This window comes from Sphingomonas sp. UYEF23 (assembly GCF_040546165.1).
GTDB lineage: Bacteria > Pseudomonadota > Alphaproteobacteria > Sphingomonadales > Sphingomonadaceae > Sphingomonas > Sphingomonas glacialis.
Genome location: NZ_JBEPNG010000002.1, coordinates 90,102 through 114,537 on the forward strand (window position 1 = coordinate 90,102; position 24,436 = coordinate 114,537).

The window sequence follows — 24,436 nt, forward strand, 5'->3', positions numbered from 1 at the left end:
CGGGCCAGATGAAGCGTTTGTCACCTTGGCGTCGCGATTGTGCCATGCCAAAGCACCGATGCGAGCCTAATCTTTTCACCCTGAGGACACCGATCGCATGAGCCGCTCGCCCGTTTTCTACGATGCTTCGGGACGGCGGCGCCGGCGGTTCGCCATGGCGGTCGCGGCGTTCGTGCTGCTGGTGGTGATGGCGGTGGCAGCGCTCGCGATTTCGATCGGCGCGGTGCCGCGCGCGCCCCTGCTTCCGGTCGAGGCCGAGCACGCGGCGATCACCAAATTGCCGCCGCCGCACGAGCCGCTGCTGCGCCGCGCGCGCCACGGGCTTAGCGGCTATGCGCGGCTGCTCGGTGCCCCCGCGCGCGGCGTTGGGGTCGATCAGCCGCTTGCGATCGCCTTCCATGTGCCGTGGGATCCGTCCTCGACCGCGTCGCTGCGCCGCCATATCGGCGAGCTCGACTGGCTCGTGCCGGGCTGGGTGTCGGTGTCCGGCCCCAACCATCACATCACCGTGTTCCGCGACACCGCGGGCCGCGAGATCATCAACCGCGCGAGCCCACGCCCGCTGATCCTGCCGATGATCCAGAATGCGATCGACGGGAAATGGGATGCGGCCGGCATGGAAGCGTTGCTGCGCGACCCCAAGCTGCGCAAGAAGTTCCTCGATACGCTCGAGCCGTGGCTCGCCGCGAACGGGGCAGGCGGCGCGTTCTTCGATTTCGAGGAGCTTTCGCCCAAGGGACAGCAGGATTTCCTCGCCTTCCTGCGCGAGACTAAGGCGCGCTTCGCCAAGCGCAATTGGGTGATCGGGATCGCGGTGCCGGTCGGCGCGGCGGAAGACGAAGCGGGCGGTGAGCCCGGCTGGAACATCGGCGCGTTCGCCAAGGTCGTCGATCGCGTCGTACTGATGGCCTACGACCAGCACGAGATCAGCGGCGAGGCCGGGCCGATCGCATCGCAAAGCTGGTTCGAGCAATCGGTGTCGCGCGCGGTGCGCGACGTGCCGCGCGACAAGATCGTCGTCGCGATCGGCAATTACGCCTATAACTGGCACGACGGCACGGGCGAACCGCTCGCGATCGACGAAGCCTGGGAAGCCGCGCGCGAATCGAGCGCCATGCCGACCTTCGACCGGCAGAGCGGCAATAGCGGCTTTGCCTATGAGGAAGCGGGCAGCCGCCACGTCGTGTGGATGCTCGATGCGCCATCGGCGTACAACCAGATGCGCTGGCTGCAGAAAGTCGGTTTGAGCGGGATCGGGCTGTGGCGGCTCGGGTCGGAAGATCCGGGGCTGTGGTCGATCTTCGGGCGGGCGCATCGCACCTTGCCTGCGGCCTCGGCGATCGAGAACATTCCGGCGGGTACCGATGTCGATATCGACGGCAGCGGAGAGATCCTCAAGATCGCGGGCGTCCCCGTCAAAGGCGTGCGGCGCGCGCAAGTGACCAAGGACGGCGCGATCGGCAACGTCACCTTCCAGACGTTGCCCTCGCCCTATGTCGTCGCGCGGACCGGCTACAAGCCGGGTCTCGTCGCGCTGACCTTCGATGACGGGCCCGATCCGACCTGGACGCCCAAGATCCTCGACATCCTCAAGCAAAAGAAGGTGCCCGGCACCTTCTTCGTGATCGGCGAGAACGTGCTGACGCAGCGCAGCCTGATCAACCGCATGGTCGCCGAGGGGCATGAGATCGGCAGCCATACCTATACCCATCCCAATCTGGCGGGCGCCTCGCAGTCCGAGACGACCTTCCAGCTCAACACGACGCAGCGGCTGTTCCAAGCGTTCACCGGGCACACGCTGCGGCTGTTCCGCGCGCCCTATTTCGGCGATGCCGAGCCGAGCACCGCCGACGAAATCGACCCGGCGCTGATGGCGCAGGACCGCGGCTATATCTCGGTCGGCCTGCACGTCGATCCGGGCGACTGGAAGCGGCCGGGCGTCCAGTCGATCATCGACGCGACGGTCGACGAAGTCACCGATCCCAACGGCAAATGCGATGCGGCCAATCCCGACCCGCAGTGCAGCCGCAACATCGTGCTGCTCCACGACGCCGGTGGCGACCGCTCGGAAACCGTCGCCGCGCTGCCGCAGATCATCGACCAGCTGCGCGCCAAGGGGTACACCTTCGTGGCGGTGTCGGCGCTTGCGGGGATTCCCAAGTCGGTCGCGATGCCGACGCTCTCGCCGTCCGACCGCGCGGCGGCGGAGACCGATCTGTTCATCTTCTCGGTGCTCGGCGGCGGCGTCGTCGCGCTCGGCTGGATCTTCTTCTTCGCAATCAGCATCGGCATCGCACGCGCGGTGATCCTGTCGCTGCTTGCGCTGATCCAGGCGCGGCGCGAGAGCAAGACGGTGTTCCCGGCGATCGACCCCAACCGCTTCGTCACGGTGATGATCCCGGCGTTCAACGAGGAGCTGGTGATCGAACGCGCGGTGCGCGGCGTGCTCGCTTCAACCGACGTGCGGATCGAGGTGATCGTGATCGACGATGGATCGAGCGACGATACGAGCGAAGTCGTGACCTCGGCGTTCGCGGGCGATCCGCGCGTACGGTTGCTGACGCTCGAGAATGGCGGCAAGGCGCGCGCGCTCAACCAGGCGCTGGCGCTTGCGACGGGCGAGATCGTCATCGCGCTCGACGCCGATACGCAGTTCGAGCCGACGACGATCGCGCGTCTCGCGCGCTGGTTCGACGATCCCAAGATCGGCGCGGTCGCGGGCAACGCCAAGGTCGGCAATCGCGTCAATCTGCTCACCAAGTTCCAGGCGGTCGAATATATCACCGCGCAGAATCTCGAGCGGCGCGCGCTTGCGCGGATGAACGCGATGACGGTGGTGCCGGGCGCGGTCGGCGCGTGGCGGCTGGCGGCGATCCAGCAAGTCGGCGGCTACCCGGACGATACACTCGCCGAGGATCAGGATCTGACGATCGCGATCCAGCGCGCGGGTTGGGCGGTGACCTACGACCAATACGCCATCGCATGGACCGAATCGCCCGAGACGATCAAGGGCCTCGCCAAGCAGCGCTTCCGCTGGGCGTTCGGCACGCTGCAATGCCTGTGGAAGCATGGCAGCATCATGGCGACCGGCCGCCCGGCGGGCCTCGCGCGTGTCGGCTTGCCGCAGGCGATCCTGTTCCAGATCGTCTTTGCGGCGATCTCGCCGATCATCGATCTCGCGCTGATCGTCAGCTTCGTGATGACCTATATCGCGGTGCAGGCGCATGGCTGGGCGCAGACGCAGCACGATGTCGACAAGATGCTGCTCTACTGGCTGGTGTTCACCGCGATCGATTTGCTCGCGGCGACGGTCGCCTTCGCGCTCGAGCGGCGCGAGCAGTGGCGTTTGCTGTGGCTGCTGATCCCGCAGCGGATCGGCTATCGCCAGATCATGTATTATGTCGTGCTGAAGGCGATCACGCAGGCGTTGCGCGGGCGCAGCGTCGGCTGGGGCAAGCTGGTGCGGACCGGGCGGGTGCAGGCGCGGTAAACGCGCCCATCCGCCTGTGACATAAGCGCGACATTCTAAACCGAAATCAAACAACTGGCGCAGCTTAAGGCGATGGCCGCTATCCTTCGCGCGCCGCAGGTTGCATCGCACGCCGAATGACGGGTTCGGTGTAAGGCAAAGCGATGATCGTGCGGACATTCCAAGCAAGTGCGGCGGCGGGTGTGCTCGCCGCGCTGCTGCTGCCGGCGGGCGCGATGGCGCAACAGGTCGATATCGGCGCTCCCGCACCGCCGCCGACTGCCCCCGAGGCGCCCGCGGCGAACGATACCAAGAAACCCGCGACCGGAGCGCCTGCGGCAGCACCGACGCCCGCGCGCTACCGGCCGAACCATCTTGCGCACCCGCGCGATACCTCGCCCGGTTCGCAGATCGGCGATACGCAGAGCGCGGCACCGCCCGGCCTGTTCGGCGACTGGCGCAACAGCCGCACCTGGCTCGGCGCGCGCGGTGTCGACGTGTCGGCGCGCTACGCGTCGGAGACGGCGTACAACCCGACCGGCGGGCGGCGTCAGGCGATCACCGAGACCGGCCAGTTCGACATGGGCGCCAAGGTCGACATGGGCAAGCTCGTCGGGCTCGAGGGCGGGACGCTGCAGGCGACGCTGACGTGGCGGCGTGGTGACAATCTGTCCGATGTCGCCGGGCTGGGCACGCTCCAGCAAGTGCAGGAGGTCTATGGCCGCGGGCAGACCGTCCGCGTCACCGAATTGTGGTACGAGCAGAAGCTCGGCGATGCGGTCGAAGTGAAGCTCGGCCGCACCAATCCGGGGTCGGATTTCGCGGTCTTCTCGTGCCACTTCCAAAACCTGACCTTTTGCGGCGCGCAGCCGGGCAATCTGGTCGGCGATTACTGGCAGAACTGGCCGGTCGGGCAGTGGGGCGCGCGCCTCCACGTCGATGTGCGGCGCGGCGTGTACGTCCAGGCGGGCGTCTATGAGGTCAATCCGCTCAACCTTCGGAACAACTTCTTCGTCGCGCGCTGGCACGGCGCGACCGGCGTGCTGATCCCGTTCGAGGCGGGGTGGACGCATGGCGGCGACGGCGGCCATGTCGGATCGTACAAGGTCGGTGGCTGGTACACGACCGCCAATGGCACCGACGTCTATCTCGACGTCAACCGCCGGCCGATCGTCGTCACCGGGCTCGCCCCGCTCGAGCATTCGGGGCGCTATGGCGGCTATGTCAGCGTGCAGCAGCAGATCACCGGCACGTCGAAGGACGGCAAGTCGCTCGACGGGCTCGGCGTGTTCGCCAATTTCACGCAGACCGACCGCGCGACCGCGGTGACCGACAATCAGGCGGTGGTCGGAATGTTCTACAAGGGGCTCGCGACGTGGCTGCCCGGCGACGTGCTCGGCGTCGCGTTCGGGCGGACCAACGTCAATGGGCGCGCGGCCGATGCCGACCGGCTGACCCCGGGCAAGCCGGTGCGCGACGCCGAATATGCCGCCGAACTCTATTACAGCGTGACGCCGCTGCCGTGGCTCGAGCTGCAGCCCAACGTCCAGTGGATCCACCACCCCGGCGGCGTGCGCAGCGCCGACGAGGTCGTGGTGCTGGGGTTGAAGGGCGCGATTACGTTGTAAGAGAGGGGGAGGCGCCTTGGTCGCGCCTCCCCCGTGTCGCTTACTTTGCGAGCGCGTCGAGCAGCTTGTGCGCTGCAGCCGCCGACGAGGCCGGGTTCTGGCCGGTGATCAGCAAGCCGTCCTGCACGACGTGGACGCCCCAGTCGCTCGTCTTCTCATACTTGCCGCCAAGCGCGATGAGTTCGTCCTCGACGAGGAACGGCACGATCTTGGTCAGTCCGACGGCTTCCTCCTCGCCATTGGTGAAGCCGGTCACGCGCTTGCCCTGGACGAGCGGCGTGCCATCGGCCGCCTTTACCCGGCGCAGCGCGCCCGGTGCGTGGCAGACCAAGGCGACGGGCTTGTTGGCCGCGACGAACGCTTCGATCAAGCCGATCGACGTCGCATCCTCTGCCAGATCCCAGAGCGGGCCGTGGCCGCCGGGATAGAAGACCGTGTCGTAATCGGCCTGGTCGACCGAATCGAGCCGGACGGTGTCCGCGAGTTGCGCGGTCGCGGTGGCATCAGCCTCGAACCGGCGCGTCGCGTCGGTCTGGCTGTCGGGCTCGTTGCTCTTGGGGTCGAGCGGCGGCTTCCCGCCAGCGGGCGAGGCGAGCGTGATCTCCGCACCCGCATCCTTGAACACGTAATACGGCGCGGCGAGTTCTTCGAGCCAGAAGCCCGTCTTCTTGCCGGTGTCGCCCAATTGGTCGTGCGACGTCAGTACCATCAAAATCTTCATGTCGGCTGCTTTCTGATCGCGGATCCAGTGCACGGACGCGGCGAATGTGCCGGGCGGACGTGTTCGCCCATATCCCGCACCGCCGTGGTCGTTTCCGTGCCCTCAGGAAATGGGCGTGGCGCAGCGGTGGCGCAAGGGGCGGGGGGCTTTTTGGGGGCTTTGGGGCGCGCGCGGGATCACGCCGTCCTGCCCACCCGTGCAGCGCGGCGGCGGCGTCACCCTTTGGGGGTAACACCGCCGCTCCGACAGGTGCTCAATAGGCGGCCGACACCGTCAGGAACCACTGTCGCGGTGCGATCGGATAGGCCGAGTAGCTGTTGGTCGCCGATCCGATCGACAGCGTCGAGACGCCCGTCTTGTCGAACAGGTTGGTGACGTTGAGCGAGACCTCGAGCTTGCGCAGCGGGGTGGCGCCGTCCGGCACCTTCGCCGCGAGCCGCAGCGAGGTCAGGAAGTAGGACGACACGCTCGCGTCGTTGGTGAAGGTGGCGAAGCGCCGACCGACGTAATCGCCGATCATCTGCACCTCGATCGGCCCCAGATCGAGCGTGGCGACGGTCTTGTTCATCCATTTCGGCGTTCCCGGCAGCTGCTTGCCGCAGGTCGGCACGACGCCCGCCGTGACGAGATAGCCGCCGATGCACGTGCCCGTCGCAGCGCCGATTCCAGTCGCGGTCGAGGTATAGTCGCTCTGATATTTCGACAGATTGTACGACGCCGCATTGTACAGCGAGAAGGCGCGGCCGAAGTGCAGCGTGAAGGCCGCGTCGACGCCGTCGGTGTGAACCGCGCCGACATTGACCAGGATCGAGGTCCCGCCGGTGATGCCGCCGCCGGCGATGCCGCCCGGATTGGTCGAGATCGCGAGCAGGCGATTGTTGAACACGACGTGGTAGTAATTGACCTGCGCTTCCAACCCGCTGAGCACGCCATCGAAGCTGCGATGGCTGCGCACGCCGCCTTCATACGTCCAGCTGCTCTCGGGCTTGCCTTCGCGTGCGAACGCATCGAACGCCGCCTGGCTGCCGGTGAACCACGGCCCGCCACCGCCCGCGAGATACGCCTGATACTGGCGCAAATTCTTCTGGACGTTGAAATAGAGCTGCTCGTTGCGCGTCAGATCATAGGTCGCGCCCGCCGAGGGGAGGAACCAGCGCAGCGTGTTGATCCGGCCTTGCGGAAGGCCGCCGGTGAGGCCCGAGAGCGACCCGAGGACGGGCTGCACGGGGAAGCGGCCATCGGCCCATTGCGCGCTGGTCTTGAACCCGGCCTGGAGCAGCAGGCGATCGGTCGCCTGCCAGGTGTCCTGCAGATGCAACTGCAGCTGGTTGATCCGCGCCTCGCCCTGATATTGCGTGAAGAGCGGCTGCGCCACGTCGAGCGGACGGATATAGGGCGTGCTCGAATCGGGGTTGGTGACGCTGACGCCGTACCAGCGGCGCCACTGCGTCGTGCTGTTGCGTTCGAACCAGCCGCCGAACTCGATCGTATGCGCGCCGAGCTTGGCGGTGATCGCCGAGATCACGCCGCCGCGATCAATGCGATATTCGGTGGTGCGCGTGACCAGGCCGGACCCGCCGGTCGCCGCGACCAAGGCGGCGCCGGCGGCACTCTGCTGTGCGGTCGTGCGTGCGGTGCAGGCTGCGGGTGCGACGCCGTTGCTGTTCGCGCCGAAGCGGCAGTTGGTCGGCAAGCTGGCATAGCCCGGGTCGAGATAGGGCTGGATCGTCGTGATCGACTGCCCGAGCGGCCCCGCGACGACGCCCGCGCCGTCATTGTGATGGTAATAGCCCGTCGTCGACCAAGTCACGTTCGACGAGAGATGCGCGTCGTAGCGTAGATAGCCGAGGAAATCGGTGCGCTGCGCATCCGAATAATAATTGCGGTGATTGCTGCCGACCGCCGCCGGCGAATTGCCCTGCGCACTGAGATACGACGTCCGATAGGTGGTGAAGTCGGGGTAGAAGAACGGCTTGGTGTACGGCGTGTAGAGCTGCACCGCGGTGGCGGTGCCGCCGGCCGACGGCTTGAAGAAGACGGTCGAATCCTCGTTCGGCTGCGTCATGTCGTTATAGTCGAAATAGGCGGTCAGCTTGCCGATGCCGTCGTCGTGGACGAACTTGGCGTTGACCTGATAGCCGCCCTGCTTGCCGTTGAAGTCCCACGCGCGTGCGTCCTGGCGCGCCGCCGAGACATAGGCCGCGTTGCCGTTGCCGAACGTGCCGCTGTCGATCCGCACGAAGCTGCGCGAGGTCGAATAGCTGCCGACGGTCTGCGCGGCCTGAATGCCGAATGTCTTGAGCGGATCGGACGAATAGGTCTCGACCGTGCCGCCGAGGTTGCTGTTCGAGGCGGTTGCGAGATCGCCTGCGCCGGTCGAGACGATGACGCGGCCAACATTCTCCGAAATCACTGCGCGCTGCGGCGACAGGCCGTTGTAATTGCCATAGCTCTGGTCGCCGAGCGGCAGGCCGTCCATCGTATAGCCGAGTTGCTGCCCGCTGAAACCGTGGATGAAGATCTGCGCGTTCTGCTCGTTATAGCCCCACGGATCGGCGGTGATGTAGAGCACGCCCGGCAGCGTCTGGATCGCTTTCAGTGGCGAGATGCCAGGCAGGATCTTCTGCATTTCGCTGCCCGGCAGCGCGGTGGCCGAGCGGGTCGCCTTGGCGGTGACGACGATCGCCTCCGCCGCATCATCTCCAGCGGGGGCGGGCGCGGGGTCGGCGATCGGAGCCGCCGGCGCCGGCGGCGCGGTCTCGGCGTGCGCGGCGGTGAGTGGCAGGCCAGCGGCCAGGCTCGCGGCAAGCGCGAAGGTCGAGACGTAGGATTTGATCATGGAAGGCCCCCTGATGTGCCGCTGCACTTGAGGGTGCCCTACGGGATGGCTGTGACGGTTGGACGGTAGTTTTCCGGCAGTTTCATTGCCGTCGTGCGTCAGACTCGTGACACGGCCTGCCGAAGCCGGGTGACGCGATGCTCCAAACGAAAACCGCCGCCCGGGTTTCCCCGGACGGCGGCTCTCAATGCATCAGGTGGTAACCCGAACCCGGAGGATCACTCCTTGTTCAGATACTCGCCGGCGTCGGCATCGGTGCCGGTGCCGCTCGTCACGACCGCGCCGAGCGCATCGTCACCGGTGCCGCCAGCATCGCGCGTCGAGCGCGCGAGCTCGGCGTCATGCTCTTCCTTCGCCGAGTTCGGCGCGACGATCGAGACTTCGGCCATGCGACGCTGCGAGACGCGCATCGCCGCATCGCGCGACGAGGCGGTGACGCGCAGGCGACCCATGCCCGCACCCGTGCCGGCCGGGATCAGACGACCCACGATCACGTTCTCCTTGAGACCCGTGAGCGTGTCCTTCTTGCCCTGCACCGAAGCCTCGGTGAGCACGCGCGTCGTTTCCTGGAACGATGCCGCCGAGATGAAGCTGCGGGTCTGCAGCGACGCCTTGGTGATGCCGAGCAGGACGGGCTTGCCCTGAGCCGGACGCTCCTTCTTGCCGATCTTGGCGTTCATCTCGTCCATCTCGTCGCGATCGACCTGCTCGCCGGCGAGCAGCGTGGTGTCGCCACCGTCGGTGATCTCGACCTTCTGCAGCATCTGGCGAACGATCGTCTCGATGTGCTTGTCGTTGATCTTCACGCCCTGAAGTCGGTAAACTTCCTGGATTTCCGACACGAGATATTCGGCCAAGGGCTCGATGCCGAGCACTTCGAGAATGTCGTGCGGATCAGGCGAACCGCCGATCAAATTGTCGCCGCGCTTGACGTAATCGCCTTCCTGCACGTCGATGACCTTCGACTTGGGCACCAGATACTCGACGACCTCGCTGCCGTCCTCGGGCTGAATGCCGATCTTGCGCTTGGCCTTATAGTCCTTGCCGAACACGACACGGCCCGAGACCTTTGCGATGATCGCATTTTCCTTCGGCTTGCGCGCTTCGAACAGCTCGGCAACACGCGGCAGACCGCCGGTGATGTCGCGCGTCTTGGCGCTTTCGCGGCTGACACGCGCCAGGACGTCGCCGCCCTGAACCATCGCACCATCCTCGACCGAGAGCGTTGCGCCCGCGACCAGCATGTACCGGCCTGATTCCTCGGCGCTTTCACCCGTGAGGGTCAGGCGCGGACGAAGATCCTCCTTCTTGCTGGCGATGCCGCGGTTTTCGGTCACGACCCGCTGCGAGATGCCGGTCGCTTCGTCGGCCTGCTCGGTGAGCGTCTTGCCCTCGATCAGATCGACATACTTCACGATGCCGCCATTCTCGGTGATCACCGGCATGGTGAACGGGTCCCATTCGGCCAGACGATCGCCCTTCGACACGATGTGACCGTCATTGAACAGCACGTATGCGCCGTAGGGGAGACGATGCACCGCGCGCTCGCGGCCATCCATGTCCATGATCGCGACTTCGCCCGAGCGCGACAGCACGACGCGACGGCCGCGCTGGTCGGTGATGGTGCGCAGGTCGCGATATTCCATCGTGCCGTCCGAGAGCGCCTCGAGGTTCGACTGCTCGTTGAGCTGTGCCGCACCACCGATGTGGAAGGTACGCATCGTCAGCTGCGTGCCCGGCTCACCGATCGACTGGGCGGCGATGACGCCGACCGCTTCACCGATGTTGACCGGCGTACCGCGGGCGAGATCGCGCCCGTAGCACTTGCCGCACACGCCGATCTTGGTCTCGCAGACGAGCGGCGAGCGGATCTTGCACGATTGCGTGCCGATCGCCTCGATCTGCAGGATCATCGGCTCGTCGAGCAGCGTGCCCGAGGGGATGACGACCTCGCCGGTCTTGCTGTCGATGATGTCCTCCGCGGTCGTGCGACCGAGGATGCGCTCGCCGAGCGACGCGATCGTCGAGCCGCCCTGGACGATCGCGCGCATTTCCAGCGCGCGGGTCGTGCCGCAGTCGAGCTCCATGATCACGCAGTCCTGCGACACGTCGACCAGACGACGCGTGAGGTAGCCCGAGTTCGCCGTCTTCAACGCCGTATCCGCGAGGCCCTTACGAGCACCGTGGGTCGAGTTGAAGTATTCGAGGACGGTCAGACCTTCCTTGAAGTTCGAGATGATCGGCGTCTCGATGATCTCGCCCGACGGCTTGGCCATCAGGCCGCGCATGCCGGCAAGCTGCTTGATCTGCGCCTGCGAACCACGCGCACCCGAGTGGGCCATCATGTAGATCGAGTTGATCGGCTTCTCGCGACCCTTGTTGGGGCCGTCCTCGTAATGCTTAACCGCCTTGATCTCGTCCATCATGGCGTTCGCCACCTGGTCGCCGCAACGGCTCCACGCGTCGATCACCTTGTTGTACTTCTCCTGCTGCGTGATCAGGCCGTCCTGATATTGCTGCTCGAAGTCCTTCACCAGGCCCTTGGTCTCGTCGACCAATGCGATCTTGGCGTCGGGAATGATCATGTCGTCCATGCCGAACGAGATGCCGGCCTTGAACGCGTGCTTGAAGCCGAGGCTCATGATCGCGTCGGCGAACAGCACCGTGTCCTTCTGGCCGGTGTGACGATAGACCTCGTCGATCACGTCGCCCACGTCCTTCTTGGTGAGGAGGCGGTTGACGGTATCGAACGGCACCTTCGACGATTGCGGCAGGCACTCGCCGAGCAGCATGCGACCAGGGGTGGTCTCATAGCGCTTGAGGTACTGGTTGCCCTTTTCATCGGTCTGCGGAACGCGGCTGATGATCTTGGTGTGCAAGGTCACTGCGCCGGCTTCGAGCGCCTGATGGACTTCCGACATGTCGGAAATCATCATGCCCTGGCCCGGCTCGTTCTCCTTGAGCATCGAGAGGTAATACAGACCCAGCACCATGTCCTGCGACGGCACGATGATCGGCTTGCCGTTGGCGGGCGAGAGGATGTTGTTGGTCGACATCATCAGCACGCGCGCTTCGAGCTGTGCTTCCAGCGACAGCGGCACGTGGACCGCCATCTGATCGCCGTCGAAATCGGCGTTGAACGCCGAGCAGACGAGCGGGTGCAGCTGGATCGCCTTGCCCTCGATCAGCACGGGCTCGAACGCCTGGATGCCGAGACGGTGAAGCGTCGGCGCACGGTTGAGCATGACCGGATGCTCGCGGATCACCTCGTCCAGGATGTCCCAGACTTCCTTGCGCTCCTTCTCGACCCACTTCTTCGCCTGCTTCAGGGTCATCGACAGACCCTTGGCGTCGAGACGCGCGTAGATGAACGGCTTGAACAGCTCGAGCGCCATCTTCTTCGGCAGGCCGCACTGGTGAAGTTTCAGCTCAGGACCGGTCACGATTACCGAACGACCCGAATAGTCGACGCGCTTGCCCAGAAGGTTCTGACGGAAGCGGCCCTGCTTGCCCTTGAGCATGTCGGACAGCGACTTGAGCGGACGCTTGTTGGCACCCGTGATCGTGCGACCGCGGCGACCGTTATCGAACAGCGCGTCGACGGCCTCCTGCAGCATGCGCTTCTCGTTGCGGACGATGATGTCCGGCGCGCGGAGCTCCATCAGGCGCTTCAAGCGGTTGTTGCGGTTGATCACGCGGCGATACAGGTCGTTCAGATCCGAGGTCGCGAAGCGGCCGCCGTCGAGCGGCACCAGCGGGCGCAGCTCGGGCGGGATGACCGGAACGACTTCGAGGATCATCCACTCGGGGCGGTTGCCCGAATCGATGAAGCTCTCGACGACCTTGAGGCGCTTGATGATCTTCTTGGGCTTCAACTCGGACTTGGTGACCGCGAGCTCCTCAAGGAGCTCCTTGCGCTCGCCCTCGAGATCCAAGTCCTGCAGCATGATGCGCACGGCTTCCGCGCCGATGCCGGCCGAGAAGGCGTCTTCGCCATACTCGTCCTGCGCGTCGAGGAGCTCGTCCTCGGTCATCAACTGATACTTTTCGAGCGGGGTGATGCCCGGCTCGATCACGATATACGCTTCGAAGTACAGCACGCGCTCGAGCTGCTTGAGCTGCATGTCGAGCAGCAGGCCGATGCGCGACGGCAGTGACTTCAGGAACCAGATGTGCGCGACAGGTGCTGCCAGCTCGATATGGCCCATGCGCTCGCGGCGGACCTTCGAGACGGTAACCTCGACGCCGCACTTCTCGCAGACGATGCCCTTATACTTCATGCGCTTGTACTTGCCGCACAGGCACTCGTAATCCTTGATCGGACCGAAGATGCGCGCGCAGAACAGGCCGTCACGCTCGGGCTTGAACGTGCGATAGTTGATGGTTTCGGGCTTCTTGATCTCGCCGAACGACCAGCTGCGGATCTTGTCCGGGCTGGCGATGCCGATCTGGATCTGGTCGAAGGTCTCGGCCTTGACGACCGGGTTCGCGAAATTGGTCAGTTCGTTCATGGATGAACAGCCTTCCTAGAAATTCTTTGCCCTCGCCCGCTTTCGCGGGAGAGGCTGCGCAGACTTGGGTCGCGGTCTTCCCGCGGCCCTAGTCGAAGCCTCACCCAACCCTCTCCCGCGAACGCGGGAGAGGACTAGGCCGGCATATTACTCCGCCGCGATCGCGACGCCGTCGGTGTCGAACTGCTCGGTGGTGGTGAGCTCGATGTTCAGACCCAGCGAGCGCATTTCCTTGACGAGCACGTTGAAGCTCTCAGGGATACCGGCCTCGAACGTGTCGTCACCCTTGACGATCGCCTCATAGACCTTGGTGCGCCCGACCACGTCGTCCGACTTCACCGTGAGCATTTCCTGCAAGGTATACGCCGCGCCGTAGGCCTGGAGGGCCCAGACCTCCATCTCGCCGAAGCGCTGACCACCGAACTGCGCCTTACCACCCAGCGGCTGCTGCGTGACGAGCGAGTACGGCCCGATCGACCGGGCGTGGATCTTGTCGTCGACCAGATGGTGGAGCTTGAGCATGTAGATGATGCCCACCGTCACGCGCCGATCGAACATGTCGCCGGTGCGACCGTCGAACAGCTCCGACTGACCCGACGAGTGCAGACCCGCCAGCTCGAGCATGTCGGACACATCGGCTTCGCGCGCGCCGTCGAACACGGGGGTGCCCATCGGCACGCCGGTCCGCAGGTTCTGCGCGAGTTCGATGATCTGGCTCGCATCGCGTGCCTCGATGTCCGCGGCGTAATGCTCGCCGTAAACTTCGAGCAGCCGTGCCTTGACCGCGTCGGGCATGTCGCCCGCTGCGGGTTCGGGGTTGGCCTCACGCCACTCTTCGAGCTGCGTGTAGATCTGCTGACCGAGGTTACGGGCAGCCCAGCCGAGATGCGTCTCGAAGATCTGACCGACGTTCATGCGCGACGGCACGCCGAGCGGGTTGAGCACGATGTCGACCGGCGTCCCGTCGGCGAGGAACGGCATGTCCTCCGCCGGCAGGATCCGCGAGATCACGCCCTTGTTGCCGTGACGGCCGGCCATCTTGTCGCCCGGCTGCAGCTTGCGCTTCACCGCGACGAAGACCTTGACCATTTTGAGCACGCCTGGCGGCAGCTCGTCGCCACGCTCGAGCTTGTCGCGACGATCCTGGAACTTGTCCACGATCACCTTGACGGCGTCGTCATACTGCACCTTGACCGCTTCCAGATCGCTCTGGGTCTTGTCGTCGGCGACAGCGAACTTCCACCACTCGTGACGGTCGACTGAGTCGAGCACGTCCTGGTCGATGACCACGCCCTTCTTCGGGCCGTTCTTGGGAACGGCGGTCGCGGTCTGGCCGAGCAGCATTTCCTTGAGGCGCGACCAGGTCGCGCGGTTGAGGATCGTGCGCTCGTCGTCCGAGTCCTTCTTCAGGCGCTCGATTTCCTCGCGCTCGATCGCCATCGCGCGCTCGTCCTTGTCGATGCCGTGGCGGTTGAACACCCGGACCTCGACGACGGTACCGGCAACGCCCGGCGGCAGGCGGAGCGAGGTATCGCGCACGTCCGACGCCTTTTCACCAAAGATGGCGCGCAGGAGCTTTTCCTCCGGCGTCATCGGGCTTTCGCCCTTCGGCGTGATCTTGCCCGCGAGAATATCGCCCGGCTCGACCTCGGCACCAATGTACACGATGCCCGCTTCGTCGAGGTTGCGAAGCGCTTCCTCGCCGACGTTGGGAATGTCGCGCGTGATGTCTTCCGGCCCGAGCTTGGTGTCGCGCGCCATCACTTCGAACTCTTCGATGTGGATCGACGTGAACACGTCGTCCTTCACGATGCGCTCGGAGATGAGGATCGAATCCTCGTAGTTGTAGCCGTTCCACGGCATGAACGCGACGAGCGTGTTGCGGCCGAGCGCGAGCTCGCCGAACTCGGTCGACGGACCGTCGGCGAGCACGTCGCCCGCGGTGACCACATCGCCCACCTTCACCAGCGGACGCTGATTGATGCAGGTGTTCTGGTTCGAGCGCTGGAACTTCATCAGCGTGTAGATGTCGACGCCCGACTGGCCGGCATCGATCTCGCCTGTTGCGCGGATGACGATACGCGCCGCGTCGACCTGGTCGACCACGCCCGCACGCCGTGCGGAGATGGCAGCACCAGAGTCACGCGCGACGGTCTCTTCCATGCCGGTGCCGACGAACGGCGCCTCGGCCTGGACGAGCGGCACGGCCTGACGCTGCATGTTCGAGCCCATCAGCGCGCGGTTGGCGTCATCGTTTTCCAGGAACGGAATGAGCGATGCGGCGACCGAGACGAGCTGCTTGGGGCTGACGTCCATCAACGTGATGTTGTTCGGGATCGCCATCAGGAATTCGCCCGCCTGACGCGACGAGACCAGTTCCTCGACGAAGCCGTTCGACGAATCGAGCTCGGCATTGGCCTGCGCGATCGTGTGCTTGGCCTCTTCCATCGCCGACAGATAGACGACGTCGTCGGTGACCTTGTGATCGACGACCTTGCGGTATGGCGTCTCGATGAAGCCGTACTTGTTGACGCGGCTGAACGACGCCAGCGAGTTGATCAGACCGATGTTCGGGCCTTCCGGCGTCTCGATCGGGCAAATGCGGCCATAGTGCGTCGGGTGAACGTCGCGGACTTCGAAGCCGGCGCGCTCACGCGTCAGACCACCCGGTCCAAGTGCCGACACGCGGCGCTTGTGGGTGACTTCCGACAGCGGGTTGGTCTGATCCATGAACTGCGACAGCTGCGACGAGCCGAAGAATTCGCGGACCGCGGCAACCGCAGGCTTGGCGTTGATCAGGTCGTTCGGCATCACTGTCGAGACGTCGACCGACGACATACGCTCCTTCACGGCGCGCTCCATGCGGAGCAGGCCGACGCGATACTGGTTCTCGAGCAGCTCGCCGACCGAACGGACACGACGGTTACCGAGGTTGTCGATATCGTCGATGTCGCCCTTGCCGTCCTTCAGATCGACCAGCGTCTTGATGACCGCGAGGATGTCCTCGGTCCGCAGCGTGGTGACCGTGTCCTCGGCGTCGAGGTCGAGGCGCATGTTGAGCTTGACGCGACCGACGGCCGACAGGTCGTAACGGTCGGGATCGAAGAACAGGCCGCTGAACAGCGACTCTGCGGTCTCGAGCGTCGGCGGCTCGCCGGGGCGCATCACGCGGTAGATGTCGGATAGCGCCTGCTCGCGCTCTTCGGCCTTGTCGACCTTGAGCGTGTTGCGGATCCATGCGCCGGTCGCGATGTGATCGATGTCGAGCAGTTCGATCCGGTCGATCCCGGCCTGGTCGAGCAGTTCGAGATTCTCGGCCGAGACTTCGTCGCCGGCTTCGATGTAGATCTGGCCAGTGGTCTCGTTGATGAGATCATAGGCGCTGTAGCGGCCGAAGATTTCCTCGGTCGGGATCAGCAGGTCGGTGAGACCGTCCTTGGCCGACTTGTTGGCGGCGCGGGGGCTGATCTTCTGGCCGTTGGGGAACACCACTTCGCCGGTCTTGGCGTCGATGATGTCGTACATCGGCTTCTGGCCACGCCAGTTCTCGGCCTGGAACGGGATGATCCAGCCACCCTGGCCGCGGACGAAGGTCACGCGGTTGTAGAACTGGTTGAGGATCTCCTCGCCGGTCATGCCGAGCGCGTACAGCAGCGCCGTCACCGGCAGCTTGCGCTTGCGATCGATGCGGACGTTGACGATGTCCTTGGCGTCGAACTCGAAATCGAGCCACGAACCGCGATACGGGATCACGCGCGCGGCGAAGAGATACTTGCCCGATGCGTGCGTCTTGCCGCGGTCATGGTCGAACAGCACGCCCGGCGAACGGTGCATCTGCGAGACGATAACACGCTCGGTGCCGTTGATGATGAAGGTGCCGTTGCCCGTCATCAGGGGCATGTCGCCCATGTAGACGTCCTGCTCCTTGATATCGAGGACCGAGCGCGAATCGGTGTCGGCATCGACCTCGAACACGATCAGGCGCAGCGTGACGCGCATCGGGGCTGCATAGGTGATGCCGCGCTGACGGCACTCGTCGGTGTCGAACTTGGGGGGCTCGAGCTCGTAATTGACGAAGTCGAGTTCGGCGGTGCCGGCGAAATCGCGGATCGGGAAGACGCTGCGCAGCGTCTTCTCGAGACCCGAGACATAGCCGATCGACGGATCGGAGCGGAGGAACTGTTCGTAGGATTCGCGCTGAACCTCGATCAGGTTCGGCATCTGCACCACTTCGTGGATGTTGCCGAACACCTTGCGGATCCGGCGCTTTGCCGTGCCGCTCTCGGCGCGCCGCGTGGGCGTGCTACCGTCGATTGCCTTGGTTGCCATGGAGTTTTCTGCCCTCAAGCCTGAAATTCGGCCCGGAATCCACCGGGCGGGCGTGCAAACCGGAAACGACAAAAAGCCGCGTGTTGTCCGCGCAAGCGGAAAACAGCAGCTTTCATGCGTCTCGAGAAACCCTAACCATCAATACGATCGATGCACTGCGCGACGGCACATCATTTCCCGACGGTTTGGGTTGAGTGCGCGATATAGGTCGACGGCGCGAGTGTGTCAACGCAGTCGCGTGGCGTCGGGGGGGGGGGGGGGCTGCGGCGAACCGCTCGGCGCAGCAATCCTTGGCAGGCGGGGTTTTATCGCTATGCCCGGCGCTGTGAAACCCTTTGTCTTTGTATCCCTCCTCGTCGCCACCAGCCTGACGGCGTTTGGCAGCCCCGCGCTCGCGCAAAACAGCGTGCCTGCGCAACCCTTGCAGGGGCTCGATTCGTTCAGCCTGCCGTCGAACCGGCCGGCGCCGCGGATCTCGCCGACACCTGAGCCGACGACCAACCCGCGTCCGGTCGAGACCCAGACCGTCGCGCCGCCCGCCGTGGCGCCGACGGTCCGCGCGACCACGACGCCGCGCGCGACCGCGACGCCGGCGCGCGCCACGCCCACGGTGCGCGCGACGCCAGCGCCCGAGCGAACGCCAGCACCGCGTGCCAGCGCGACGCCAACGCCAATTATTCCGGCGGCTCCGGTCGCCGTGCCGACCGTCGTGCCGTCGCCTGTCGCCGCGATACCGCCGACCCCAGCCCCGACGCCGCAGTCGAGCGCGGCAGCGGCGGCAGCGATCGCGCCAGCGGACGGCGCAAGCGCGTGGCTATGGCCTGCTGTCGGGGGCGGGCTCGCGCTGATCGTCGCGATTGGTCTGGGACTGTGGTGGCGCCGGCGTGGCGCGCAGGACGCCGTGGCTTACGATGACGAGCCTACGGCCGAAGCCGTTGTGCCAGAGGGTGTCGAGCTCGCAGTCGTCGCGCCCCAAGCGGCTCCTCCGGCGGTGCCTGCTGCGAACGCGGTTGCGGAGGCTCCTCTTCCAGTCGCGGTCGTGCCCGATGCCGCCCCGGCCGATCGCGCGTCGATTGTGTTCGAGCTGACCCCGAAGCGCGCCGGCACGAATTTGCTGAGCGCCGCGGTCGAATATCTGATCGTGCTGCGCAACACCGGCGATGTCGCAGCGACGGGGGTGCGGCTCGACATTCGCTTGCTCAGCGTGGGACAGCGGCAGGATGCGGTGATCGAGGCGCTGTTCGCCGCGCCGATCGCGCAGCCGATCACGACCCCGTTCGATCTGCCGGCTGGCGTCTCTGTCGAACTCGGCGGCATGGCGATGCATCCCAAGGCGACGCTCGAGGTGATGGACGTCGGCGGCAAGGCGCTGTTCGTTCCCGTGCTGACGATCAACGCGCATTATGCGTGGGCGGGCGGCGGCAGCGGCCAGACCGCGCGCTCCTATGTCATCGGCATCGATCGCGGGGCAGGGGGCAAGCTCGCGCCGTTCCGCATCGATAGCGCTGCGCGGATGTACGATACGGTGAGCGCGATCGAATACACCGTGTCAGCATAGGATTTCCGCTCCCGCGCTTGGGGGGTGCGGTGCGGGTCGGAACGAAAAAAGGGGCGACACCGCGTGGTGTCGCCCCTTTTTCTTGGGCAAGCCGTCATGGGCAAAGCCCATGACGTCGGACGCGGCAAGCCGCGCCGGCCGGCTTCGCGGGAGTGCGATTTAGCCGAGGCTAAATCGTCGCTCCCGCTTCAGCTCACTTGACCTCGACGGTCGCGCCAGCTGCTTCCAGCTGCGCCTTGATCTTGGCGGCTTCGTCCTTCGACACGCCTTCCTTGATCGCCTTCGGAGCCGACTCGACCAGCGTCTTGGCTTCGGTCAGGCCGAGCGCGGTGATCGCACGGACTTCCTTGATGACGTTGATCTTCTTGCCGCCGTCGCCGGTGAGGATGACGTCGAATTCGGTCTGCTCTTCAGCAGCCGGTGCAGCAGCGCCGCCGCCAGCAGCAGGAGCCGCTGCAACAGCAGCAGCGGCCGAGACGCCCCACTTCTCTTCGAGCAGCTTCGAGAGATCAGCTGCTTCGATGACGGTCAGGGCGGAAAGCTGGTCAACCAGCGCGTTCAGGTCTGCCATGTGTATTCTCCAGTAAAATCAGTTCGGGTTTGAAATCTCGAAGCGCCTGAAATCAGGCGTCCGCCGTATCCTTTTCCGCATAGGCGGCAAGCACGCGCGCGAGCTGGGCAGCTGGCGCCTGCGTGATCGTCGCGAGCTTGGTTGCAGGAGCAACCAGGAGGCCCACGATCTTCGCACGCAGTTCATCCAGCGACGGCATCGTCGCGAGGGACTTGACACCTTCTACGTCGAGGACGGTCGCACCCATCGCACCACCAACGATTTCGAACTTGTCGTTCGTCTTCGCGAAGTCGACGGCCACCTTGGCAGCCGCGACGGGGTCGATGGAGGTGGCCAGACCGACCGGCCCGGTGAGCATTTCGCTCAACGAAGCATAGTCGGTGTCGGCCAGTGCGATCTTGGCAAGCTTGTTCTTCGAGACCTTATAGCTCGCCCCTGCGTCGCGCATTGCGTTCCGCAGCTTGGTCGACTGAGCCACCGTCATGCCGAGGTTGCGGGTGACGACCACCACGCCGACTTCGGCAAAATTGTGGTTCAGCTCGGCGACGAGCTCGGTCTTTTGAGCGCGATCCATGCCATTCTCCACGTTTGGCCGTGTCGCTTGCGCGGCACGACCGGTTACAAACCGGGCGCTGTTGCACCCGGAATTGTCCAGCGATGGGGAATGGGAGCGTCGCCCCGTTTGATGGAGGGCGGCAGACCGGTCGCGGCTGGGCCGAGAGCGGTTATAATCCTGGTCCCCGTCTCGGCAGGAAATTAAGACCGGGCAAATCCCGATCACCTACTGTCTTGGACGGTCCCGCCGCGCCGAGGCGTGACGGGAGAGTGGGAGCCTTTAGCGGAGATCGTGGGAAAGTCAACGCCCGCCTGATCGTGACACCCGCTTTCGCCGGGGTGGCGGACGGCGGTTTTTATTCGACTGCCTGTAGCTTTTGCATCGAAACTGCGGAACACTCGGCATCAAGGACCGCACGAGTCCATGCAGGACGGAATCGAAAACCGCTTTAAGCAGGGGGCCGATTCAATGACCGAAGCTACCATCACCATCACCATCACCACCACCGCAACGCTCGGCGCCGAGGCGCAGGACGATCTGCTCACTCGCGGCTTTGCGCGGCGCGATCTGGCGCGGATTGCCGCGGTGTTCGGCGTCGGCGCGCTGGCCGCGTCGGTCGGGCGGCCGGCGTTCGCCTCGGGCGGCGTGCCCGATCCGGCGCCGACCGCCAAGGTCCGCATCGGGGCGAACGAATGCTGGACCGGCCCGCTTGCCCCCGGCCAAAAGGCCGCCGCTGCGATGATCGCGATGGGCAACCGCTATTCGCCGCATGACGAGCGCAGCGATTTCATCAAGGCTGTCATGTCGGTCGAGGGTGTACCGTTCGACCATGTCGCGCCCTGGCCAGGCTCGAGCGATCCGCTCTGCCGCGCGGTCGTCACCTATTGTTCGCCGACCAAGGGCCTCGTCACCGCCGACCCGACCTTCGAACTCGCCGGGCGCACCGCCGCCTGGCTCGGCGCGCCGGTCAAGGCGGTGCCGCTGACTGCCGAGTATACGCACGACGTCAAGGCGATGCTCGCCGCCAACCCCGATGCCGGGCTCTATTACATCTGCACGCCCAATAACCCGACCGGCACGATCACCCCGCTCGCCGACATCGAATGGCTGATCGCCAACAAGCCGGCGGGATCGATGGTGCTGATCGACGAGGCGTATACGCACTTCGCCGGCGTGCCCGTCGCCTCGTCGCTCGCGGTAAAGCATCCCGACGTGATCGTGATGCGCACCTTCTCCAAGCTGTTCGGCATGGCCGGGCTGCGGATGGGCTATGTCATCACCAATCCGGCCAATCTCACCAAGATGATGCGCTATGACGGCGGGATGCAGTCGGGCGCGCTGCCCGTCACCAGCCTCGCCTGCGCGACCGCCAGCCTCACCGCCGCCCCGCTGATCGCCGCACGCCGCGCCGAGATGCAGAGCGCGCGCGGGCTGACGCTCGATCATCTCAAGGCGCGCGGCGTGAGCGTGTTTCCGACCAACGCCAACATGTTCATGATCGACTGGAAGACGCGGGCTGCCAAGGACATGCAGGCGGCGTTCCGCAAGCAGAGCGTCGAGATCGGGCGGTCGTGGCCGATCTGGCCGACGGTCAGCCGCGTCACCGTCGGTTCGAGCGCCGAGATGAAAGCGTTCTGCACCGCGCTCGACAAGGTTATCGCGTAGTCCGACCGCCTGACCGTCACCCCGGGCTTGTCCCGGGGTCTACCGTGACGCGCGCGCTTGGGTCGGGGTGCGCGCATCCCGGTGGGCCCCGGCACGGGGCCGGGGTGACGGTTGGCGGGCGTTACGATTCCTGTGGCACGTCGGGCACGATCCGCACGTACCAGCGCGGATGGCCCGCCGCGTCGCGTTCGATATCGGGGACGCCGTGCGGGTCGTCGCCCGTCTCGACCCAGCCAGCGCCCTGGCAGTGGTTGCAGATCGCGCGCTTGCTGCGGAAGCTGACCAGGTCGATCTCGAGGTTCCACTGGCCGTGCCCCTTGCACATCGGGCACGCCGCATCGAGCGCGCCGTTGCGCGGCTGAAGCGGGATGATGTCGAAGGCGTGCGGGGATTCGGGGCCGGTACATTCGACGATCTGGCTGGCATGCGGCATCGCGGTGGTTTCTCCTTTCCGCAGCAAACGTGCTGCGGCGGCGTCGGCTCCGGCGCTAGCGTGATTTTGCGGCCGCGGGGAGGGTGGGCTGCGCGGCGATTGCGCGCGCCGCAGGCCGGCCCCACGAAATCATGTCGGGCGTGCAACAATCCGGCGGCGTCTGGGTTTCAGACGCGTGACGACACCTTCAGACCCCCTGCCGCCATCCATCCAACCGGCCAAAGGCTGGCACCGCCCGGCGCTCGCGATCGGCGCCGCCCTGGCTGCTGCGATCAGCGTGCTCGTGCTCGCGCTCGGCGCGTTTCCAGTCGGGCTGCTGCGCGGCGTGGTCGAGAACCGCGTGTCTGCCGCGCTCCACACCAAGGTCGCGGTCGGCTCGGTGACGCGCGACGGTGTCTTCTCCTACACGCCGGTGGTCGCGCTGCGCGATGTGCGGATCGCGCAGCCGGCCTGGGCCGGGCAGGGCGATTTCGTCCGCGTGTCGGCGCTGCGGGTGCGCGTGCCGGTGCTGGCGCTCCTCACCGGGCGGTTCCGCCCCGATCGCATCGCGATCGACGGCGCGCGGATCGCGCTGGTCCGCGACGCGAGCGGGCGCGCCAACTGGGAGCCCGACGGCAGCAAGCCGAAGCAAGGCGGAACGAGCCGCCCGAGCCTCTCCGACCTCAGCGTCACCAACACGCAGATCGTGCTGCGCGATGCCAAGCGCCAGCTCGTCGTCGCTGGCCCGCTGTCGGTCGATGCGACGCACGGGTTGCGGCTCGCGGCGAAGGGCAGCTTCCGCGAGACCCCCGCGACGCTCGCGCTGAGCGGCGGTCGCATCGCGGGGATCGACCCGACCGCGCCATACCCGTTTGCGGTGAAGCTTTCCTCGTCGGCGCTCGATTTCGCGGCGCAGGGGACGATGCGGGGCGTGCTCGACACGCGCCACTTCAGCGCGACGCTCCGTGCGCAGGCACCGACGCTCAAGAACCTCGATTATCTGATCGAGGCGGGGCTGTTCGGGACGCAGCCGATCGATCTCAACGGCGCGATCCGCCACGACGCGCGCGACTGGTATATCGACCGGCTCGCCGGCACGATCGGCCGCTCGCGCCTCACTGCGCGTGCGACCGTCCACAAATACGGCATCCGCACCGCGATCGACGCGCGGATCCACGCGTTGCAATTCGATTTCGACGATCTTGCCGACACCCAGGGGCGCGCCGAAGCCGCAGCCCGGCTCGCGCGGATCGGCCCGCGCGTGATCCCGCCCACGCGGATCGACCTGTCGAAGCTGTGGAAGACCGACGGGACGATCCGCTTCGCGGCCGATCATGTGCTGTCGAAGGGCGGCACGGTGTTCGAAAGCCTGTCGGGCACGCTCAACCTCGACAATCGGATGCTGACCGTCAGCGATGTCGTTGCCACACTCGCGAACGGGCGGATGACGGGCACGGTGCGCGTCGATCATCGCAGCGGCTTGCCCAAGCTCGCGATCGACATGCGGCTCACCGGGCTGACGCTCGAGCGCCTCGTCGGCAAGCCCGACATGATCGGCGGACAAGTCCGCGGGCATATCGTCCTCAGCGGGCAGGGCGAGACGGTGCGCGAGGCGCTTGCGCACGGCAGCGGCAAGGCGGCGATCGTCGCGACGCAGGGGCATGTCCAGCGGATGATCGCCGATGTGCTCGGGCAAAGCCTGAGCGGTGCGGTCGCGCATGCGATCAGCGGGCCGAGCGAAACCGTCCCGCTGCAATGCCTGATCGCCGACTTCCGCGGTTCGAACGGTGTGCTCGTGCCGCGCCCGCTCGAGATCGACACGGGCAGTTCGGTCGGGCGCGGGACGGGGCGGATCGTGCTCGACGGCGAACGGATCGCGCTGACGCTTGCGGGTACGACCAAGAGCCGCGCGTTGTTGCGGATCGCCGACCCGATCCAGGTCGGTGGCACGCTGAGCGCGCCGAGCATCTCGGTCGCAGGTGTCGGAGCGAGCGACAAGCCGAGCGCCGGGGGCGTGTTCAAGGTGCTCGGGCGCTCGCTTGGCCAGGCGCTCGGCATCACCAAGATCGACCCGAGCGCGGGCGGGTCGACGCCGCAGCGCTTCGATTGCCAGGCGGCGGTCACGACGGCGCTGCGCTGAACACAAAAAAAGGGCGGCCCGGAGAACCGGACCGCCC

12 protein-coding genes are annotated in these 24,436 nt (G+C 65.8%); 5 read left to right on the forward strand and 7 right to left on the reverse strand.

Going from position 1 to position 24,436, the window contains the following annotated elements; translation table 11 throughout:
- Nucleotides 1-97 precede the first annotated feature (97 nt).
- Together ABIB28_RS03610 and ABIB28_RS03615 are read left to right on the forward strand one after the other, a co-directional pair.
- On the forward strand, nt 98-3,490 hold the full coding sequence (locus ABIB28_RS03610; protein ID WP_354286463.1) for a trifunctional glycoside hydrolase family 18/polysaccharide deacetylase/glycosyltransferase family 2 protein: 3,393 nt from the start codon (nt 98-100) through the stop codon (nt 3,488-3,490).
- 143 nt (nt 3,491-3,633) lie between these two features.
- Nucleotides 3,634-5,097 carry a carbohydrate porin gene (locus ABIB28_RS03615; RefSeq protein WP_354286465.1) on the forward strand — a complete coding sequence of 488 codons (1,464 nt, stop codon included), beginning with the start codon at nt 3,634-3,636 and terminating at the stop codon, nt 5,095-5,097.
- 40 nt (nt 5,098-5,137) lie between these two features.
- On the opposite strand, the gene ABIB28_RS03620 is transcribed toward ABIB28_RS03615, so the two are convergent.
- The 4 genes from ABIB28_RS03620 to rpoB all read right to left on the reverse strand — a co-directional run bounded on the left by ABIB28_RS03620 (nt 5,138) and on the right by rpoB (nt 17,497).
- On the reverse strand, nt 5,138-5,818 hold the full coding sequence (locus ABIB28_RS03620; RefSeq protein ID WP_354286467.1) for a type 1 glutamine amidotransferase domain-containing protein: 681 nt from the start codon (nt 5,816-5,818) through the stop codon (nt 5,138-5,140).
- Between the two features lie 253 nt (nt 5,819-6,071).
- Nucleotides 6,072-8,657, reverse strand: a complete 2,586-nt coding sequence (locus ABIB28_RS03625) for a TonB-dependent receptor (protein WP_354286469.1) — start codon at nt 8,655-8,657, stop codon at nt 6,072-6,074.
- A gap of 218 nt (nt 8,658-8,875) precedes the next feature.
- Nucleotides 8,876-13,168: a DNA-directed RNA polymerase subunit beta' gene (rpoC, locus tag ABIB28_RS03630; protein WP_354286471.1), complete on the reverse strand. Its 4,293-nt coding sequence runs from the start codon at nt 13,166-13,168 to the stop codon at nt 8,876-8,878.
- A 147-nt stretch (nt 13,169-13,315) separates the two neighbouring features.
- Nucleotides 13,316-17,497, reverse strand: a complete 4,182-nt coding sequence (gene rpoB / locus ABIB28_RS03635) for a DNA-directed RNA polymerase subunit beta (protein ID WP_133190064.1) — start codon at nt 17,495-17,497, stop codon at nt 13,316-13,318.
- A gap of 325 nt (nt 17,498-17,822) precedes the next feature.
- Here rpoB and ABIB28_RS03640 point away from each other — a divergent pair, with 325 nt between their 5' ends.
- Complete coding sequence (locus tag ABIB28_RS03640) at nt 17,823-19,055, forward strand: hypothetical protein (protein ID WP_354286473.1); 1,233 nt, start codon at nt 17,823-17,825, stop codon at nt 19,053-19,055.
- 193 nt (nt 19,056-19,248) lie between these two features.
- On the opposite strand, the gene rplL is transcribed toward ABIB28_RS03640, so the two are convergent.
- Both rplL and rplJ read right to left on the reverse strand, forming a co-directional pair.
- Nucleotides 19,249-19,626, reverse strand: a complete 378-nt coding sequence (rplL, locus tag ABIB28_RS03645) for a 50S ribosomal protein L7/L12 (RefSeq protein WP_010183774.1) — start codon at nt 19,624-19,626, stop codon at nt 19,249-19,251.
- 52 nt (nt 19,627-19,678) lie between these two features.
- On the reverse strand, nt 19,679-20,200 hold the full coding sequence (gene rplJ, locus ABIB28_RS03650) for a 50S ribosomal protein L10 (RefSeq protein ID WP_133190062.1): 522 nt from the start codon (nt 20,198-20,200) through the stop codon (nt 19,679-19,681).
- 450 nt (nt 20,201-20,650) lie between these two features.
- Here rplJ and ABIB28_RS03655 point away from each other — a divergent pair, with 450 nt between their 5' ends.
- Entirely contained in the window at nt 20,651-21,847 is a 1,197-nt protein-coding gene (locus ABIB28_RS03655) for a pyridoxal phosphate-dependent aminotransferase (RefSeq protein WP_354286476.1), read from the forward strand.
- A 121-nt stretch (nt 21,848-21,968) separates the two neighbouring features.
- Here the strand turns inward: ABIB28_RS03655 and ABIB28_RS03660 are convergent, their stop codons facing one another.
- Nucleotides 21,969-22,280, reverse strand: coding sequence for a hypothetical protein (locus ABIB28_RS03660; protein ID WP_354286478.1), 312 nt, complete (start codon nt 22,278-22,280; stop codon nt 21,969-21,971).
- Nucleotides 22,281-22,455: 175 nt separating this feature from the next.
- Between ABIB28_RS03660 and ABIB28_RS03665 the strand changes: the two genes are divergently transcribed.
- Nucleotides 22,456-24,399, forward strand: a complete 1,944-nt coding sequence (locus tag ABIB28_RS03665; RefSeq protein WP_354286480.1) for an AsmA family protein — start codon at nt 22,456-22,458, stop codon at nt 24,397-24,399.
- Nucleotides 24,400-24,436: the final 37 nt, after the last annotated feature.

What these genes read in the sequence shown, in the direction of transcription:
- ABIB28_RS03655 (WP_354286476.1), top strand. Translation starts at nt 20,651, where the DNA reads ATGACCGAAGCTACCATCACCATCACCATCACCACCACCGCAACGCTC.
- rpoB (WP_133190064.1), bottom strand. Translation starts at nt 17,497, where the DNA reads ATGGCAACCAAGGCAATCGACGGTAGCACGCCCACGCGGCGCGCCGAG.
- rplL (WP_010183774.1), bottom strand. Translation starts at nt 19,626, where the DNA reads ATGGCAGACCTGAACGCGCTGGTTGACCAGCTTTCCGCCCTGACCGTC.
- ABIB28_RS03615 (WP_354286465.1), top strand. Translation starts at nt 3,634, where the DNA reads ATGATCGTGCGGACATTCCAAGCAAGTGCGGCGGCGGGTGTGCTCGCC.
- ABIB28_RS03610 (WP_354286463.1), top strand. Translation starts at nt 98, where the DNA reads ATGAGCCGCTCGCCCGTTTTCTACGATGCTTCGGGACGGCGGCGCCGG.
- ABIB28_RS03625 (WP_354286469.1), bottom strand. Translation starts at nt 8,657, where the DNA reads ATGATCAAATCCTACGTCTCGACCTTCGCGCTTGCCGCGAGCCTGGCC.
- ABIB28_RS03660 (WP_354286478.1), bottom strand. Translation starts at nt 22,280, where the DNA reads ATGCCGCATGCCAGCCAGATCGTCGAATGTACCGGCCCCGAATCCCCG.
- ABIB28_RS03620 (WP_354286467.1), bottom strand. Translation starts at nt 5,818, where the DNA reads ATGAAGATTTTGATGGTACTGACGTCGCACGACCAATTGGGCGACACC.
- rpoC (WP_354286471.1), bottom strand. Translation starts at nt 13,168, where the DNA reads ATGAACGAACTGACCAATTTCGCGAACCCGGTCGTCAAGGCCGAGACC.
- rplJ (WP_133190062.1), bottom strand. Translation starts at nt 20,200, where the DNA reads ATGGATCGCGCTCAAAAGACCGAGCTCGTCGCCGAGCTGAACCACAAT.